This is a genomic window from Aquitalea sp. FJL05 (assembly GCF_003852595.1).
GTDB classification, from domain to species: domain Bacteria; phylum Pseudomonadota; class Gammaproteobacteria; order Burkholderiales; family Chromobacteriaceae; genus Aquitalea; species Aquitalea aquatilis.
Genome location: NZ_QAJS01000006.1, coordinates 424,987 through 440,447, shown reverse-complemented (window position 1 = coordinate 440,447; position 15,461 = coordinate 424,987). Strand labels below are relative to the sequence as shown.

Annotated in this window: 15 protein-coding genes and 1 tRNA gene; 13 read left to right on the top strand and 3 right to left on the bottom strand. The window is 57.3% G+C overall.

The genetic code is table 11. The features are described 5' to 3' along the window. Nucleotides 1–36: 36 nt before the first annotated feature. Nucleotides 37–1,074: a patatin-like phospholipase family protein gene (locus DBR44_RS06890; RefSeq protein ID WP_124643288.1), complete on the bottom strand. Its 1,038-nt coding sequence runs from the start codon at nucleotides 1,072–1,074 to the stop codon at nucleotides 37–39. 226 nt (nucleotides 1,075–1,300) lie between these two features. Between DBR44_RS06890 and DBR44_RS06885 the strand changes: the two genes are divergently transcribed. Continuing rightward, on the top strand, nucleotides 1,301–1,639 hold the full coding sequence (locus DBR44_RS06885; RefSeq protein ID WP_124643286.1) for a PadR family transcriptional regulator: 339 nt from the start codon (nucleotides 1,301–1,303) through the stop codon (nucleotides 1,637–1,639). Then, the gene (locus tag DBR44_RS06880; protein ID WP_124643284.1) at nucleotides 1,636–2,466 is read left to right on the top strand and encodes a DUF1700 domain-containing protein; all 831 of its coding nucleotides are present in this window, start codon (nucleotides 1,636–1,638) and stop codon (nucleotides 2,464–2,466) included. The genes DBR44_RS06885 and DBR44_RS06880 overlap by 4 nt, the downstream gene beginning before the upstream one ends. 75 nt (nucleotides 2,467–2,541) lie before the next feature. Here the strand turns inward: DBR44_RS06880 and DBR44_RS06875 are convergent, their stop codons facing one another. Both DBR44_RS06875 and DBR44_RS06870 read right to left on the bottom strand, forming a co-directional pair. Next, nucleotides 2,542–3,099, bottom strand: a complete 558-nt coding sequence (locus tag DBR44_RS06875) for an adenine phosphoribosyltransferase (protein ID WP_124643282.1) — start codon at nucleotides 3,097–3,099, stop codon at nucleotides 2,542–2,544. Nucleotides 3,100–3,199: 100 nt separating this feature from the next. Beyond that, the gene (locus DBR44_RS06870; protein WP_124643280.1) at nucleotides 3,200–4,498 is read right to left on the bottom strand and encodes an NCS2 family permease; all 1,299 of its coding nucleotides are present in this window, start codon (nucleotides 4,496–4,498) and stop codon (nucleotides 3,200–3,202) included. 168 nt (nucleotides 4,499–4,666) lie between these two features. Between DBR44_RS06870 and gmk the strand changes: the two genes are divergently transcribed. The 11 genes from gmk (at nucleotide 4,667) to DBR44_RS06815 (ending at nucleotide 15,333) form a co-directional block, all read left to right on the top strand. Next, on the top strand, nucleotides 4,667–5,296 hold the full coding sequence (gene gmk / locus DBR44_RS06865) for a guanylate kinase (protein WP_124643279.1): 630 nt from the start codon (nucleotides 4,667–4,669) through the stop codon (nucleotides 5,294–5,296). Between the two features lie 68 nt (nucleotides 5,297–5,364). Further along, nucleotides 5,365–5,571, top strand: a complete 207-nt coding sequence (gene rpoZ, locus DBR44_RS06860) for a DNA-directed RNA polymerase subunit omega (RefSeq protein WP_059284935.1) — start codon at nucleotides 5,365–5,367, stop codon at nucleotides 5,569–5,571. A gap of 23 nt (nucleotides 5,572–5,594) precedes the next feature. Next, nucleotides 5,595–7,751, top strand: coding sequence for a bifunctional (p)ppGpp synthetase/guanosine-3',5'-bis(diphosphate) 3'-pyrophosphohydrolase (locus DBR44_RS06855; RefSeq protein ID WP_124643277.1), 2,157 nt, complete (start codon nucleotides 5,595–5,597; stop codon nucleotides 7,749–7,751). 3 nt (nucleotides 7,752–7,754) lie between these two features. Further along, nucleotides 7,755–7,955: a sulfur carrier protein ThiS gene (gene thiS, locus DBR44_RS06850; RefSeq protein WP_124643275.1), complete on the top strand. Its 201-nt coding sequence runs from the start codon at nucleotides 7,755–7,757 to the stop codon at nucleotides 7,953–7,955. Nucleotides 7,956–7,977: 22 nt separating this feature from the next. Further along, a complete protein-coding gene (locus tag DBR44_RS06845; protein ID WP_226034193.1) occupies nucleotides 7,978–8,772 on the top strand; it encodes a thiazole synthase in 795 nt (264 codons plus the stop codon). A 130-nt stretch (nucleotides 8,773–8,902) separates the two neighbouring features. Then, the gene (gene rpsU, locus DBR44_RS06840; protein WP_059284939.1) at nucleotides 8,903–9,115 is read left to right on the top strand and encodes a 30S ribosomal protein S21; all 213 of its coding nucleotides are present in this window, start codon (nucleotides 8,903–8,905) and stop codon (nucleotides 9,113–9,115) included. Nucleotides 9,116–9,221: 106 nt separating this feature from the next. Then, nucleotides 9,222–9,668: a GatB/YqeY domain-containing protein gene (locus DBR44_RS06835; RefSeq protein WP_124643273.1), complete on the top strand. Its 447-nt coding sequence runs from the start codon at nucleotides 9,222–9,224 to the stop codon at nucleotides 9,666–9,668. A gap of 63 nt (nucleotides 9,669–9,731) precedes the next feature. Then, a complete protein-coding gene (gene dnaG / locus DBR44_RS06830; RefSeq protein WP_124643271.1) occupies nucleotides 9,732–11,513 on the top strand; it encodes a DNA primase in 1,782 nt (593 codons plus the stop codon). A gap of 71 nt (nucleotides 11,514–11,584) precedes the next feature. After that, on the top strand, nucleotides 11,585–13,513 hold the full coding sequence (rpoD, locus tag DBR44_RS06825) for an RNA polymerase sigma factor RpoD (RefSeq protein WP_124643269.1): 1,929 nt from the start codon (nucleotides 11,585–11,587) through the stop codon (nucleotides 13,511–13,513). An 87-nt stretch (nucleotides 13,514–13,600) separates the two neighbouring features. Continuing rightward, nucleotides 13,601–13,677: transfer RNA gene (locus tag DBR44_RS06820), tRNA-Ile, on the top strand. Nucleotides 13,678–14,064: 387 nt separating this feature from the next. After that, nucleotides 14,065–15,333 carry a dicarboxylate/amino acid:cation symporter gene (locus DBR44_RS06815; RefSeq protein WP_124643267.1) on the top strand — a complete coding sequence of 423 codons (1,269 nt, stop codon included), beginning with the start codon at nucleotides 14,065–14,067 and terminating at the stop codon, nucleotides 15,331–15,333. Nucleotides 15,334–15,461 lie beyond the last annotated feature (128 nt).

Here is a 15,461-nt window from a genome sequence, read left to right as displayed (position 1 = left end):
TGCCATGGCAGCCCTTGTTGCATTCGCGCGGCAGAATCAGGCGAGTCCCAGTTCCGCGGCATGGTCATGGCACAGTGCCAGACCGGCGGAGTAGCCTGCCTGGTACATCTGCGACAGATTGGAGTAAGACCAGTCCAGCTCCTGCTCGCGTTGCGCGGGGCTGATGAACTGGTCATATGCTACGCGCAGCAACTGGGTGCGCGGCTTGCCGTCGGCATCCTTGTTATGGATTGCTTCGAACAGTTTCAGATCGTCGCGGGCAATTTCGGTCAGCGGGGTGATGATGGACTGCACCCAGGCATCGTACAGATCGCGTGGCGGATGCAGCAGCTGTTCGCTGCCCAGCACATCAAAGACCACCGTGGTGTCGATATGCGGGTGGTCCTGGAACAGGCGCTTGAAGTTGAGGGTATCGATGGCCGCACCCTCGATATAGTAGTCGCCATCCAGCAAGTAGGGCGGGTAGATCAGCGGAAAAGACAGCGCTGCCAGAAAGTGTTCGTGGGTGATCTGCTGCTTGTCCCAGCACTCCATGCGCTTGCGGCTGAGGTTGTAGGCATTCAGATAGAACTGTGGCTTGAGGCTGGCCAGCTTGCTGAAATCGACTACCTGGTCGATGAACGGCACATGGGCACACAAGCCCTTGCTCTGCGCGGTCAGGTCGCTGGGGCAGAGGCTGGCCATCAGCCAGTTACTCCAGTCGGCGGCCAATCGCTGCAGTGGCCCCCGGTCGGCCTGGGCCTGGATGGCCTGCAGTACCGGATTGGCTTGCTGCCATTGGCGCCAGATGTCTGCCAGCGGGCCGGGTTTGTTGAATACCTTGAAATTGACCGGGAAAGCGGAGTACAGCGCATCGGCCACCCCCATGTCGGCCAGCTTTTCCAGCGCGCTTTTGGCGTCCTGGCCCCTGGCTGCGGCATAGAGCAAGCCAACTATCGCTCCTGCCCCCGAGGTGGAAATGATGTCAAACTCAACGCCCGCTTCGATAAAGGCTACTAGCGAACCTGCCATCAGGGTGGCATTGGGTGCGCCACCACCCAGTACCAGCGCCAGCGATTTCTTTTTGGAGTGCATGCTTGTGATTCCGGGTGATGATCTGTCAGGAATTATGCTTTATGGATGATGAATTTACTTATTGCATAGTAAAAAATTTAAATTCACATCGTCAGTGATTCGGTGACCACCACTACGTGGTTTTACCATGTACCTTGTAATGCATAGTAGTTGGGAATAATATCCGGCTTGTTCTTGCATCTGGCACGCCTATCTACCGTGTAATGCAAGGTATGGGAGTCTGACCATGAAAACGCAGTTGAAAAAGGGCACGTTGGACATGTGCGTGCTGGCGGCACTGGCAGCGGGTGACAGCTATGCCTACGAACTGGTAAGCATTTTGTCGCGCAGCATGGAGGTAAGCGAAGGCACCATGTACCCGCTGATGCGCCGGCTGCAGGCCGAGGCATGGGTTTCCACTTATCTGGTGGAATCGGCCAGCGGGCCTTCACGTAAGTACTACACCTTAACCGTTGAAGGGCGGCGACAGTTAGTGCTAATGCAGCAGGAATGGCAGGAGTTCGTTACTGATGTGAACAGTGTGTTGCAACTGGCCGCAGGCCGGGCCAAGGGAGAAACAGCATGAAGCAGCAGGAATTCATCGAACAATTGCAGGATGCTTTGTCACGGCTGCCGGAAGGGGAGAGGCAAGACATCATTGCTGATTATCAGGAGTATTTCCGTGATGGCCTGGCGGCCGGCCGCAGCGAAGCGGACATTGCAGCTGCCCTGGGTGATCCGCACCAGCTGGCGCGGGAACTGATGGCGCGTCATCACATGGCGCGCTGGGAGAGCCGCAAGAGCTTCGGCAACCTGTTTGCCGTGGTGGGAGCCATTGCTGGCCTGGGTTTTCTCAATTTCATGCTGGCCATTCCCTTCCTGTTCTATCTGTGGCTGCTGACCATGGCGGCACTGGCTGCTACCGGCATCCTGATCGGTGGAGTGATGTTGTTCGGCACGTTGGCATGCAATGAGCTGTTTGCTTGGCCGGCCCTGCATGAGGCACGAGACATGCGAGCGGTCTGGTCCGTATTTGAGCAAGGTGGTCCGACGGGTAATATCCATATTCGTGGCAGTCATGGCGAAAAGGTGGATGTGGTGCGTGATGCTTCCTCCGGGCAGGCCCGCATCAACATACAGTCCAGCGGTGGCACGGTCAGCTTGGAGCGTAATGCTAGCGATGCCACCGGTCAGTTGCGCATCGAAGACGAAGAAGGGCGGGTGGATATTGATGCGCTGGATTGGGGCTTTAGTCGCAAGGGGGCCTGGATTGCCAGCGTAGTCATGATATTGCTGGGTGGTGGTGGGGTGTTCCTGTGTTATCTGCTGGCGCGCTGGACTTGGCGTGGTCTGCTTTCCTATGGCCGTTATCAGTTGGGCTTGCTGGATAAGGCTAGGAGACTGGATAGTTGAGTCCTTGCATTGTCATAGGTAAAAACGGACCCCGTGAGGTCCGTTTTGTATGGATGTGGTGTTGCAGTATCTGACTCAGTGCCCTTCATAAGAACAGACAGTGAACACATCCAGGCCGGCATCGCGAATCAGCTGGCCGCCGCCCAGTTCGGGCAGTTCGATGATGGTGGCGGCTTCCAGTACGTTCGCCCCCAGCTTTTTCAGCAGATTGTAGCCGGCCATCATGGTGCCGCCGGTGGCAATGAGGTCGTCGATCAGAATCACCCGGTCGCCCGCCTTGCAGGCATCGGTATGAATCTCCACCGTGGCGTTGCCATATTCCAGCTCGTATTCCTCCGCCACCGTGGTAAAGGGCAGCTTGCCCTTTTTGCGGATGGGCACGAAGCCGACATTCAGCTCGTAAGCCAGTACCGAGCCAATGATGAAGCCACGGGCATCCAGGCCGGCAATCAGGTCCACTTCTTCCAGCATGTAGCGATGAACATAAATGTCGATCAGCATGCGGAAGGTCTTGGGGTTTTGCAGCAGCGGGGTGATGTCGCGGAACATCACGCCCTGGCTGGGCCAGTTGGGCACGGTGCGGATCCAGCCCTTGAGGTAGCTGGAGTAGTCGAGATTGCTGAGATTTTCCATGGCGCTATTGTACTTTCAAATGAAGCGAGCGTGTTTGGCTGCGCTGAAAGTAAAAAGGCCCGCCGCAACAAGCGGCAGGCCCTGTATTGCCCGATGTCGATCAGGCGAAGAAAGCCAGCTTGAAGATCCACAGCGCGGCAATCACCAGCACGGCCGGTTTCAGGTCGGCAAAGCGGCCAGCCAGAATCTTGATCACAGCATAGCTGATGAAACCGAAAGCAATGCCATCGGCAATCGAGAAGGTAAACGGCATGGCCAGTGCAGTCATCACCGCAGGGGCGGACTCGGTCAGGTCGTTCCATTCGATTTCTGCCAGACCGCGCGCCATCAGCACGGCGACGTAGCACAGTGCCGGTGCAGTAGCGTAGGCCGGTACGGTCTTGGCCAGCGGGGATACCCACAGGCAAGCCAGGAACAGGATGGCCACGACGATGGCGGTCAGGCCGGTGCGACCACCCACGGCGGTGCCGGCAGCGGATTCGATATAGGCAGTGGTGGAGGAGGTGCCCATCACGGCACCAGCGGTGATGGCAATGGAGTCGGCCAGCAGGGCGCGCTTCAGGCGCGGCAGCTTGCCATCCTTGTCCAGCAGGCCGGCGCGATGCGATACGCCTACCAGAGTGCCGGTGGTGTCAAACAGATCGACAAAGAAGAATACGAAGATCACGCCAACCAGGCCGGCATTCATGGCGCCGTGCAGGTCCATGGCCATATAGGTGGGGGCCATGCTCGGCACCGGAGCGAAGATGCCTTCGAACTTGGACAGGCCAAATACGATGGACAGCACGGTGACAATCAGGATGCCGATGATGATGGAGCCCGGTACCTTGCGGTATTCCAGTGCCACGATCAGGAAGAAACCCAGAATCGCCAGCAGAGTGGTCGGATTGTGGATGTCACCCAGCGTCAGGTAGGTGGCCGGATGCGGAGCAATCACGCCGGCATTCTTCAGTGCGATGATAGCCAGGAACATGCCGACACCGGCGGAAATGGCAAACTTCAGCGAACGCGGAATGGCGTTGACGATGGCTTCGCGCACCTTGAACAAGCTGACAGCCAGGAAGACCAGGCCGGAAATGAATACCGCACCCAGTGCCGCTTGCCAGGGGATCCCCATGCCCTTGACCACGCTGAAGGTGAAGTAGGCATTCAGGCCCATGCCAGGCGCCAGAGCGATCGGGTAGTTGGCTACCAGGCCCATGATGGCGGTGCCCAGTGCTGCAGCCAGGCAGGTCGCCACGAATACGGCATTCAGGTCCATGCCGGTAGCCGACAGGATCAGCGGATTGACCAGTACGATATAAGCCATGGTCAGAAAGGTTGTGAAGCCGGCGATGACTTCGGTTCTCACCGAAGTGCCGTGTTCCCTCAGCTTGAAAAAGCTTTCCAGTAGTTGCATGACAGAGATGCTCCGAGCCTTAGTTATGATTTGGTTAAGACGCGGGATTTTACTTCGGTGTGAAGACAAACACCTAAATCTTGACATGAAGATACTTTTACCCTTAACCGGAAATGCACTCTGTGGTATTCTGAAAAATTACCCTTTCTTTGGCAGGAAGCTCGATTGATGACCAAAGCAGTCGGGAACATCTATATCGTGGTGGCACCTTCCGGCGCGGGCAAAACCTCGCTGGTGGCGGCTTTGCTGCAGGCAGAGCCAACCGTTGAGCTGTCCGTTTCCTACACCACGCGCCCTGCGCGCACGGGTGAGGTGGATGGCCAGCATTACCACTTTGTCGGGCATGCCGAATTTCAGGCCATGATCGAAGGCCAGGACTTCCTGGAGTATGCCGAGGTATACGGCAATTTTTATGGCACCAGCGTGCGCTGGCTGCAAAGCCGGCTGGAGCAGGGCCGCGACATCTTGCTGGAAATCGACTGGCAGGGTGCCGAGCAGGTGCGCAAGGTATTCCCGGAGGCGATCGGCATTTTCATTCTGCCGCCTTCCATCGAAGAGCTGGAGCGCCGCCTGCGTGGCCGTGGTACCGACAGCGAAGAAGTGATTCTGCGTCGTCTGGCTTCGGCCCGTTCCGAAATCGACAAGGTAGCCGAATACGACTACATCGTGGTCAATGACGATTTCGAACGCGCCAAAGGTGATCTGGTCAGCATTTTCCGCGCACGCCGCCTGCGTGCGGCAGTGCAAACCCTGCGACTGGCGCCGGCGCTGGCCCGCATGGGCGTGCAGCACGACTAGCACGCATTGGTTGCTCCGGCAAAACTCGATATAGTTATCCACATCGCGCAATTTACGAAAGAAATCAGATGGCACGTATTACCGTAGATGATTGCCTGGATCGCATCCAGAACCGTTTTGACCTGACTCTGGCCGCAGCCTATCGCGCCCGTCAGGTTGCCTCCGGCGCAACTTCCTTCGTGGATGCCGGCCGTCACAAGCCCACTGTTGTTGCGCTGCGCGAAATCGCTGCCGGCCATGTAGGCAAGGAAGTTCTCACCCGTAGCAAGAGCTGATCAGGGTGCAGGCGGAGCGACACATGGAGACCGGGCTGGAGATCGCCATCGATTACAAGGCATTGATCGAACGCGAAGCGGCGGCATTTTTCGAGGCAGCCGCCCGTTATCTCAAGCCGGAAGACGTGCAGTTGCTGCGCCAGGCCTTCGATGTCAGCCGTGAGGCGCACGAAGGCCAGACCCGCAAGAGTGGCGAGCCCTACATCACCCATCCGCTGGCGGTCGCGACCATGCTGACCGACTGGCGGCTGGATGTGCAGGGTCTGGCTGCTGCCTTGCTGCATGATGTGCTGGAAGATACCGGTGTCACCAAGCCCACGCTGGCCGAGAAGTTCGGCAAGGTGGTGGCGGATCTGGTGGATGGCCTGTCCAAGCTGGAAAGGCTGGAATATCAGACCAAGGAAACCGCCCAGGCGGAAAACTTCCGCAAGATGGTGCTGGCCATGGCGCGCGACATTCGCGTCATCATCGTCAAGCTCGCCGACCGGCTGCACAATATGCGCACGCTGGACTCCATGCGCGAGGACAAGCGCCAGCGCATTGCCCTGGAAACACTGGAAATCTACGCGCCGATTGCCAATCGCATCGGTCAGAACAAGGTCTACCGCGAGCTGCAGGATCTGGCTTTCAAGCACCTGCATCCGCATCGCTACAGCGTACTGTCCAAGGCCGTACGTGCCGCGCGCGGCAACCGCCGCGAAGTGGTCAACAAGATTCTGAAAACCGTCAGCCAGCGGCTGGTGGAAAGTAATATCGAAGCCACCATCAAGGGGCGCGAAAAAAACCTCTACAGCATCTACAAGAAAATGCAGGAAAAACACCTGTCATTTTCCGAGGTGCTGGACATCTACGGCTTCCGTGTTGTCGTGAATGACATCCCCAGCTGCTACCTGGCGCTGGGTGCCCTGCACAGCCTGTACAAGCCTATTCCGGGTAAATTCAAGGATTACATCGCCATCCCCAAGGGGAATGGCTACCAGAGTCTGCACACCACCCTATTCGGCCCTTACGGCACGCCGGTCGAAATGCAGATTCGCACCCGTGAAATGAACGGCGTGGCCGAGGCGGGTGTCGCCTCGCACTGGATGTACAAGAGCGGCGACGCCGGCATCAATACCGCCCAGCAACGCACCCACCAGTGGCTGCAAAGCCTGCTCGACATGCAGGAGGAGAGCGACGACGCCGTCGAATTCCTCGAACACATCAAGATCGACCTGTTCCCGGACGAGGTGTACGTGTTCACCCCCAAGGGCAAGATCATGGTGCTGCCGCAAGGCTCCACCCCTGTCGATTTTGCCTATGCCGTACACACCGACGTAGGTCATCGCTGCATCGCCGCGCGCGTCAATCATGTGCTGATGCCGCTACGCACCGTACTGCGTAATGGCGATACCGTCGAAGTCATCACTTCGACCCAGGCCAAGCCCAATCCGTCCTGGCTCACTTTCGTGCAAAGTGGTCGTGCGCGTTCCGGCATCCGTAATTACCTGAAGAGCCTGCAGCGCGAAGAGGCGTCCACGCTGGGCGAGAAGATGCTCAAGCAAGCCATCGGCGCACTGGCGGTGTCACCGCTGCTGCTGGATGACGCGCTCAAGTCTGAATACATGGCGGTGCATGGCGACAAGCTGCATGCATTTGCTGAAGTGCTGGCCGAAATCGGTGCCGGCAAACTGTTGCCCATTGCGGTGGCACGCCGTCTGGTTGAGCTGGCCGGTGAGCGACTGGGTGAGGATGTGCGTGTTGGTCCCATCACCATTCGCGGCAACGAAGGCGGCACCGTGCAGCTCAGCAGTTGCTGCAATCCTTTGCCGGGTGACGAGATTCTTGGCGTCATCACCAAGGGGCAGGGCTTGGTGATCCACCGCATCGCTTGTCCGAATGTGCAGCGGGTTGATCACGACAAGGTGCTCAACGTCAATTGGGAAACCCAGCGTGACCGCATGTTCGGTGTTTCTGTCAGCGTGCTGGCGCGCAATGAACGCGGTGCGCTGGCGGATATCGCCGCCGCCATTTCACAGGCTTCTGCCAATATCGAAAGCGTCGATACCCAGGATACCCATGTGGGCGACGGCTTTATTCACATTCATTTCCGCCTGCAGGTGGAAAGTGTCGAGCATCTGTCACGCGTGCTGAACGAAATCCAGAATCTGGTCGTGGTGCAACGGGCGGAGAGGAGATAAGCCATGCAGTTGTGCATCAATGGCGAAATGAAACAATTTGCCGCGCTGGCTACCGTGGCAGAGCTGGTGCAGGCGCTGGAGCTGGTCGGCAAACGGGTTGCCGTCGAACTCAATGGCGAGATCGTACCCCGCAGTCAGCATGGCCTAGCCGCGCTGGCGGATGGGGATGAACTGGAAATCGTGGTGGCGGTTGGCGGTGGCTGACGCTGCGCCAAAGGAGTGGAAAGTGCAGGATCAACTGGTCATTGCAGGCAAGGCTTATAACTCACGCCTGCTGGTAGGTACTGGCAAGTATCGTGATTTCGAACAGACTGCCGAGGCGCTGGATGCCTCCGGCTGTGACATCGTTACCGTCGCGATTCGGCGTGTCAATCTGGGTCAGCACGCCGGTGAGCCCAATCTGCTCGATTTTTTGCCGCAGAACCGTTACACTCTGCTCCCCAATACGGCGGGCTGTTATTCCGCCGAGGATGCCATCCGCACCTTGCGCCTGGCGCGCGAGCTGCTGGATGACCATCGTCTGGTCAAGCTGGAGGTGCTGGGCGACTCCGGCAACCTGTTCCCCAATGTCAAAGAAACCCTGAAAGCAGCCGAAGTTCTGGTGGCCGAGGGCTTTGATGTCATGGTGTACACCTCGGATGACCCGATCATTGCGCGCGAGCTGGAGCAAATCGGCTGCTGCGCCATCATGCCGCTGGCCAGTCTGATCGGCTCGGGCATGGGCATCCTGAATCCGTGGAATCTGAAACTGATCATCGAGCAATCCAGTGTTCCGGTGTTGGTAGATGCCGGCGTGGGGACCGCATCCGATGCGGCCATTGCCATGGAACTGGGTTGTGATGGCGTGCTGATGAATACCGCGATTGCCGCTGCCGGCAATCCCGTATTGATGGCACATGCCATGAAACTGGCTGTCGAAGCAGGCCGCGCCGCCTATTGTGCGGAGCGGATGCCGAAACGTTTTTATAGCGCTGTACCAAGTTCTCCTAGTGAGGGGGTGATTTCTTCTCGCAAGCCGTGATGCACAAAAGCGCCACAAAAAGCTTGTCGGGAATGCTTCAGACTTTTCCAAACCGCGTATTGTTGTTAAAATGCTGTTTTTTATAGGTAGCGGTACGTCCATACCTACGGATCTAAGGATACTTGAGTCAATGCCGAATATTCGCGTTAAAGAAAACGAGCCGTTCGAAGTCGCCATGCGTCGCTTCAAGCGCGCTGTAGAAAAAACCGGTCTGCTGACCGAACTGCGCGCTCGTGAGTTCTACGAAAAGCCGACCACCGAACGCAAGCGTAAGCACGCTGCTGCCGTAAAGCGCCACTACAAGCGCATCCGCAGCCAGATGCTGCCGCCGAAACTCTTCTAAGAGTTGCTCCGGCAATAAAGCGGGACCGCAGGCATGGCCTGCGGTTTTGCCATTTGTACTCCAGAATTCTTACGCCATGTCTTGACATGGCCCTTGTGAGCACGACATGAGCCTCAAAGTTCGCATCAGCGATGACATGAAGTCCGCCATGAAGGCAAAGGACACCGAGCGTCTGGCAGCCATCCGACTGTTGATGGCTGCCATCAAGCAAAAGGAAGTGGACGAACGTATCGAGCTGGATGACGCAGCCATCGTGGTGGTGATCGACAAGATGCTCAAGCAGCGCCGTGACTCCATCTCGCAGTACGAAGCCGCTCAGCGCCAGGATCTGGCCGACAAGGAAAAGGCCGAAATGGTCGTGCTGATGGCCTATATGCCGCAGCAATTGTCCGAAGCGGAAATCGACGAACTGGTCGCCAAGGCTGTTGTCGACAGTGCAGCCGCCTCCATGCAGGACATGGGCAAGGTCATGGGCCTGTTGCGCCCGCAACTGGCGGGCCGTGCCGATATGGCACTGGTCTCTGCCCGCATCAAGGCCAAGCTGAGCGCCTGACCTATGGCCGGGTGCTGTATGGCCCGGTATTTTGTTCCCTCGTGTTAAGGCAGGTGTTCGCCGTTGATTCCACAGGACTTTGTTGATCAGTTGCTGTCCCGTGTCGATCTGGTCGACGTGGTGGATCGCTATGTCCCGCTGAAGAAGGCCGGCCAGAACTATCTGGCCTGCTGTCCTTTCCACAAGGAAAAATCCCCTTCCTTTACCGTTAGTCCCAGCAAGCAGTTCTATCACTGCTTTGGTTGTGGCGCGCATGGTTCTGCCATTGGTTTCGTCATGGAATACCAGGGGCTGGGCTTTGTCGATGCGGTGAAGATGCTGGCGGAAAGCATCGGCATGCAAGTGCCGGAAGTGCGCAGTATCAATCCGGAAGCTACCCGTGCGGCGCGTGAGCGTCAGCTGTCGCTGGAAGAAGTGATGCAGCTGGCGGCGGGCTATTTCAAGCAGCAGCTGAAATCGGCCCCAGTCGCCATCAGCTATCTGAAAGGCCGGGGTGTCAGTGGTGAAATTGCCGGCCGTTTTGGGCTGGGTTATGCGCCGGGTGAATGGCAGAATTTGCAGGCCATTTTCCCGCAATACCAGGACGACAAGCTGGTGGATGCCGGCCTGGTGATTCTGAATGAAGAAAGCGGCAAGCGTTACGACCGCTTCCGCGAGCGGGTGATGTTCCCCATTCGTAACCAGCGCGGCGCCATCATCGGTTTTGGTGGCCGGGTGCTGGGCAAGGGGGAGCCCAAGTATCTGAACTCACCGGAAACGGTGCTGTTCGAAAAAGGCCGCGAGTTGTATGGCCTGTATGAAGCCCGCCAGGCCATCCGCGAAAAGAACCGCGTATTGGTGGTGGAAGGTTATATGGACGTGGTGGCATTGGCCCAGTTTGGCATTGGCTATGCTGTGGCTACGCTGGGGACGGCCACCACCGGCGAGCACGTGCGCAAGCTGATGCGCCATGCCGACCAGGTATATTTCTGTTTTGACGGTGACAAGGCTGGCCAGAAAGCCGCCTGGCGTGCACTGGAAAACAGCCTGCCGCAATTGCAGGATGGCAAGGCGCTGAATTTCCTGTTTTTGCCGCAGGAGCACGACCCGGACAGCTATATACGGGAATTCGGCACAGAAGCATTTGAACAGCAGCTGGAAGAACACAGCCTACCGCTGTCGGTTTACTTTACCCGCGAGCTGACAGGCCGCGTGGATATGAATACGCCGGAAGGGCGGGCAGACCTGATCAAGCAGGCCAGCCCGCTACTGGCACAGATTGCAGCACCGGCGCTGGGCTTCATGATCAGAAAAAGGCTGGCGGAACTCGCCGGCATGGACGTCGACGATTTCGACATGCTGACCACGGGCAAGAAGGCGCCGGAGCGCAAGGGCAAGCGGGAATACCGCCTGCCGGAAGAATCATATCGCCAGATCAACACGCCCATCGTCCACAAGCAGATCAAGTGGCTGCTGATGAACCCGGCGTGGGCCGGTGATGTGACATTGCCGGACAGCCTGCCGCTGTCCGACGAACTGGCCTGCTTTGCGATGTTGGCCGAGAGTGTGCAGGGACACGAACAGCCGCCCAATACGGCGCAATTGATAGAGGGGCTGCGCGGCACCCCCTACGAAGGGCTGATCGACAGTGTGCTGCACCAGGCCATGCAGGATCCGGACGAGTTTGCCGACCCCGGCGAGGATGATCGCACCCAGTTTCAACACGGCAATACCAAGCTGTTGAAAATGCTGCGTGAAGCCCAGGTGGAAAGGCTAAAACTGAAAGACCGCAACGAAGGTCTAACGCCGGAAGAGAAAGCATTATTCAGGGAACTGCTCCGAGACCTGCTCGGCTCATCCCCGTGAGCCAGGGCAGAAGTGACGTAGTTGTGTTATAATCAACTGTTTTTTTCGGCTTATTTTAAGCAGGAAGCAAAATGGCGGCCTCTCCCGAAAATCAAAAAGACGTACAGGACAACGAAGAACAGGTAATGAGCCTGGAAGAGCAGCGTAAACGCCTGCGCCAGCTGATTGCCCTGGGCAAGGAACGTGGCTATCTCACCTATGCTGAGATCAACGACCACCTTCCGGAAGATGTCTCCGATGCCGAACAGATCGAAAACATCGTCACGATGATTTCCGGCCTGGGCATCCAGGTTTACGACGAAGCCCCGGACGCAGAAACCCTGCTGATGTCCGATGCCACCCCGGCCGTGGCTGATGAAGACGCGGTGGAAGAAGCCGAGGCAGCCTTGTCCTCGGTCGATTCCGAATTCGGCCGTACTACCGATCCGGTGCGCATGTATATGCGCGAAATGGGTTCGGTGGAGCTGCTGACCCGTGAAGGCGAAATCGAAATCGCCAAGCGCATCGAAGACGGCCTCAAGCACATGATTCTGGCGATCTCGGCTTGTCCGGGAACCGTGGCCGAAGTGCTGGAGCTGGTCGAGCGCATCAGCAAGGAAGAAATCCGCGTTGATGAAGTAGTGGACGGTTTCATCGATCCGAATGCCGATACGGCTGAAGCGGCGCTGCCGTTTGCCGAGCCGGAAGTCGAGGAGGATGCGCTGCTCGAAGACGAGGAAGCAGAAGCCGAAGACGACGAGGCCAGTGCCGAAGCCGCCAATCTGGCCAATCTGGAAGAGCTGAAACAGCAAACGCTGGAGCATTTTGCCGGCGTGCGCATGATGTTCGACAAGATGGTCAAGGTGCTGGAAAAGGAAGGCTCCAAGTCCAAGGGCTATCTGGAACTGCAAGACGCCATCACCACCGAATTCATGCTGGTGCGCTTCTCCACCCGTCAGATCGAGTCGCTGTGCGAATCGCTGCGTCGCCGTGTCAATGAAATCCGCACCTTCGAGCGCGATATTCAGGACATCTGCGTCACCCGCGTGCGCATGGACCGTACCCACTTCATCAAGGTTTTCCCGGGCAACGAAATCAACACCGCCTGGGTGGAAACCGAAATCGATTCCGGCAAAGCCTGGAGCGAGGCACTGACCCGCTTCAAGTACGCCATCATCGAGAAGCAGACCAAGCTGTCCGAGCTGCAGGATCGCGCCATGTTGCCGATCAAGGAGCTCAAGGAAATCAACCGCCAGATGTCGGCGGGTGAATCCAAGGCGCGGCGTGCCAAGAAGGAAATGATCGAGGCCAACCTGCGTCTGGTGATTTCCATCGCCAAGAAGTACACCAACCGTGGCCTGCAGTTCCTCGACCTGATCCAGGAAGGCAATATTGGTTTGATGAAGGCGGTGGACAAGTTCGAATACCGTCGTGGTTACAAGTTCTCGACCTATGCTACCTGGTGGATTCGTCAGGCCATTACCCGCTCCATTGCGGACCAGGCCCGTACCATCCGTATCCCGGTACACATGATCGAAACCATCAACAAGATGAACCGCATCAGCCGTCAGATCCTGCAGGAAACCGGTCGCGAACCGGACCCGGCCGAACTGGCGGAAAAGATGGAAATGCCGGAAGAGAAAATCCGCAAGATCATGAAGATTTCCAAGGAGCCCATCTCCATGGAAACCCCGATCGGCGACGACGACGATTCCCATCTGGGCGACTTCATCGAAGACCAGAACAACCTGGCACCGTCTGATGCTGCGATGTACTCCAGCCTGAAAGACGCCACCAAGGAAGTACTGGACACCCTGACGCCGCGTGAAGCCAAGGTACTGCGCATGCGTTTCGGTATCGACATGAATACCGACCATACCCTGGAAGAAGTGGGCAAGCAGTTTGACGTGACGCGCGAGCGGATTCGTCAGATCGAAGCCAAGGCCCTGCGCAAGCTGCGTCACCCGACCCGTTCGGAACGTCTGCGCAGCTTCCTGGATAATGAGCCGGGCGGTCAGTAAGCTGGCCTTGTAGGCAGACATCATCCCCAAGCCGCTTGCATCAGGGCTTGGGGATTTTTATTTGTCTCTGCTATAATGCCCCCCTTCGGGCCTTTAGCTCAGTTGGTTAGAGCAGAGGACTCATAATCCTTTGGTCATCGGTTCAAGTCCGATAGGGCCCACCAAATTCAGACAACGGCTTGCTGCGATTTCGCGGCAAGCCGTTTTTTATTGGCTTTACTATCGCTTGGTCATTGCCGACCGCCGTGGCTGGCAAGGTGCGGGGTGGCCCGCTATGATGCTGCATTGCAGAAACTTTTTCTTTGCCAGCGGGTCTAGCTCGCTGCCACGCTAGCTCGTGTCTGCATTTCCCCCAGCTGTTCGGTCGGGTTTCCAAACGCACCTCGGCCCCTCTGTTCGGCTTTCCGAATGCATGTCATTGTATTTTTAATTTTATTGTTTAAAAACAATGACTTGCTTTGCTGTTTTGTGAATTTTTTCTGGCATGATTACTGCTGATACGAGCGGACTCAACACCGGTCTTAAAGCCGGGTTACTCTGGAGAAACGCTCGTGAAAACCAACAAGATTACCCTGTGGGTCTTGATCGCCCTGGTATTGGGCATCGCAGTCGGCTACGGCTGTCACACCTCGATTACCGATCCCAAGCAGCTGAAAGAGGTTGCCGGTTACTTCTCCATCCTGACCGACGTGTTCATGCGTCTGATCAAGATGATCATCGCCCCGCTGGTGATGTCCACGCTGGTGCATGGCATTGGCAGCAGTGATTCCCGTTCGATTGGCCGCGTTGGCCTGAAAGCCATGGGCTGGTTTATGGGTGCCTCGCTGGTTTCCCTGTTCCTGGGCCTGATCTTCGCCAATACCCTGCAGCCGGGTCTGGGTTACACCCTGCCGATGGCTGATGCTTCCGCTCCGGTAGTGAAGGCTACTGCGCTGAACCTGAAGGATTTCATCACCCACATGTTCCCCACCAGCTTCTTTGACGCCATGGCGAAAAACGAAGTGCTGCAAGTGGTGGTGTTCTCGGTGTTCTTCGGTGTGGCCATCGCTTCCTACAAGGGTCCGAAGCCTGACATCCTGATGAAAGGCTTGGAGCAGCTGGCCAGCATCATGCTGCGCGTGACCAATATCGTGATGATGTTTGCTCCGGTAGGTGTGTTTGGTGCGGTTGCCGCCACCATTACCGCTGATGGCCTGGGCGTGCTGTCGATGTACGCCAAGTTCATGGGTAGCTTCTATCTGGCGCTGACCTGCCTGTGGCTGCTGATGATTGCTGCGGCTTATGGCTTTGTCGGCAAGAAGATCTTCGCGCTGCTGAAAACCATTCGCATGCCGCTGATGCTGGGCTTTGCCACTGCCAGTAGCGAAGCTGCCTATCCGACCCTGCTGGAACAGCTGGAGCGTTTTGGCATCAAGGAGCGTATCTCTGGCTTCGTGCTGCCGCTGGGTTATTCGTTTAACCTGGATGGCTCCATCATGTACACCTCGTTTGCTGCGCTGTTCATCTCGCAGGTTGCCAACATCCACCTGACCCTGGGCCAGCAGATCACCATGCTGCTGATCCTGCTGATCACCAGCAAGGGTATCGCCGGTGTGCCGCGTGCCTCGCTGGTGGTGGTGGCTGCCGTACTGCCGATGTTCAATCTGCCGGAAACCGGCATTCTGCTGATCCTGGGTATCGACCACTTCCTGGACATGGGCCGCACGGCGACCAATGTACTGGGTAATGCGATTGCCACTACCGTGGTGGCTGCGTCCGAAGGCGATATCGATGCCGAGGCTGCGCATGTCAACCCGGCTTTGGCAGAAGACCAGGCCTGAGCGCCTTGAGAACCTGTCCCTAGTCTGCTGCGCTTCGGTGATACTGCGTTAAAAACGCCTGCGGAATGCTCATTTACTTCATGTAAATTCCGCTTCCTTAGTCGTTTTTGCCTTGTCTCACTCTAGCT

Bases quoted from the DNA above. Each gene is read 5' to 3' on its own strand.
- gmk (WP_124643279.1), top strand. From the start codon at position 4,667: ATGACCAAAGCAGTCGGGAACATCTATATCGTGGTGGCACCTTCCGGC.
- DBR44_RS06835 (WP_124643273.1), top strand. From the start codon at position 9,222: ATGAGCCTCAAAGTTCGCATCAGCGATGACATGAAGTCCGCCATGAAG.
- DBR44_RS06890 (WP_124643288.1), bottom strand. From the start codon at position 1,074: ATGCACTCCAAAAAGAAATCGCTGGCGCTGGTACTGGGTGGTGGCGCA.
- DBR44_RS06880 (WP_124643284.1), top strand. From the start codon at position 1,636: ATGAAGCAGCAGGAATTCATCGAACAATTGCAGGATGCTTTGTCACGG.
- thiS (WP_124643275.1), top strand. From the start codon at position 7,755: ATGCAGTTGTGCATCAATGGCGAAATGAAACAATTTGCCGCGCTGGCT.
- rpoZ (WP_059284935.1), top strand. From the start codon at position 5,365: ATGGCACGTATTACCGTAGATGATTGCCTGGATCGCATCCAGAACCGT.
- DBR44_RS06875 (WP_124643282.1), bottom strand. From the start codon at position 3,099: ATGGAAAATCTCAGCAATCTCGACTACTCCAGCTACCTCAAGGGCTGG.
- DBR44_RS06855 (WP_124643277.1), top strand. From the start codon at position 5,595: ATGGAGACCGGGCTGGAGATCGCCATCGATTACAAGGCATTGATCGAA.
- rpoD (WP_124643269.1), top strand. From the start codon at position 11,585: ATGGCGGCCTCTCCCGAAAATCAAAAAGACGTACAGGACAACGAAGAA.
- rpsU (WP_059284939.1), top strand. From the start codon at position 8,903: ATGCCGAATATTCGCGTTAAAGAAAACGAGCCGTTCGAAGTCGCCATG.
- DBR44_RS06885 (WP_124643286.1), top strand. From the start codon at position 1,301: ATGAAAACGCAGTTGAAAAAGGGCACGTTGGACATGTGCGTGCTGGCG.
- DBR44_RS06870 (WP_124643280.1), bottom strand. From the start codon at position 4,498: ATGCAACTACTGGAAAGCTTTTTCAAGCTGAGGGAACACGGCACTTCG.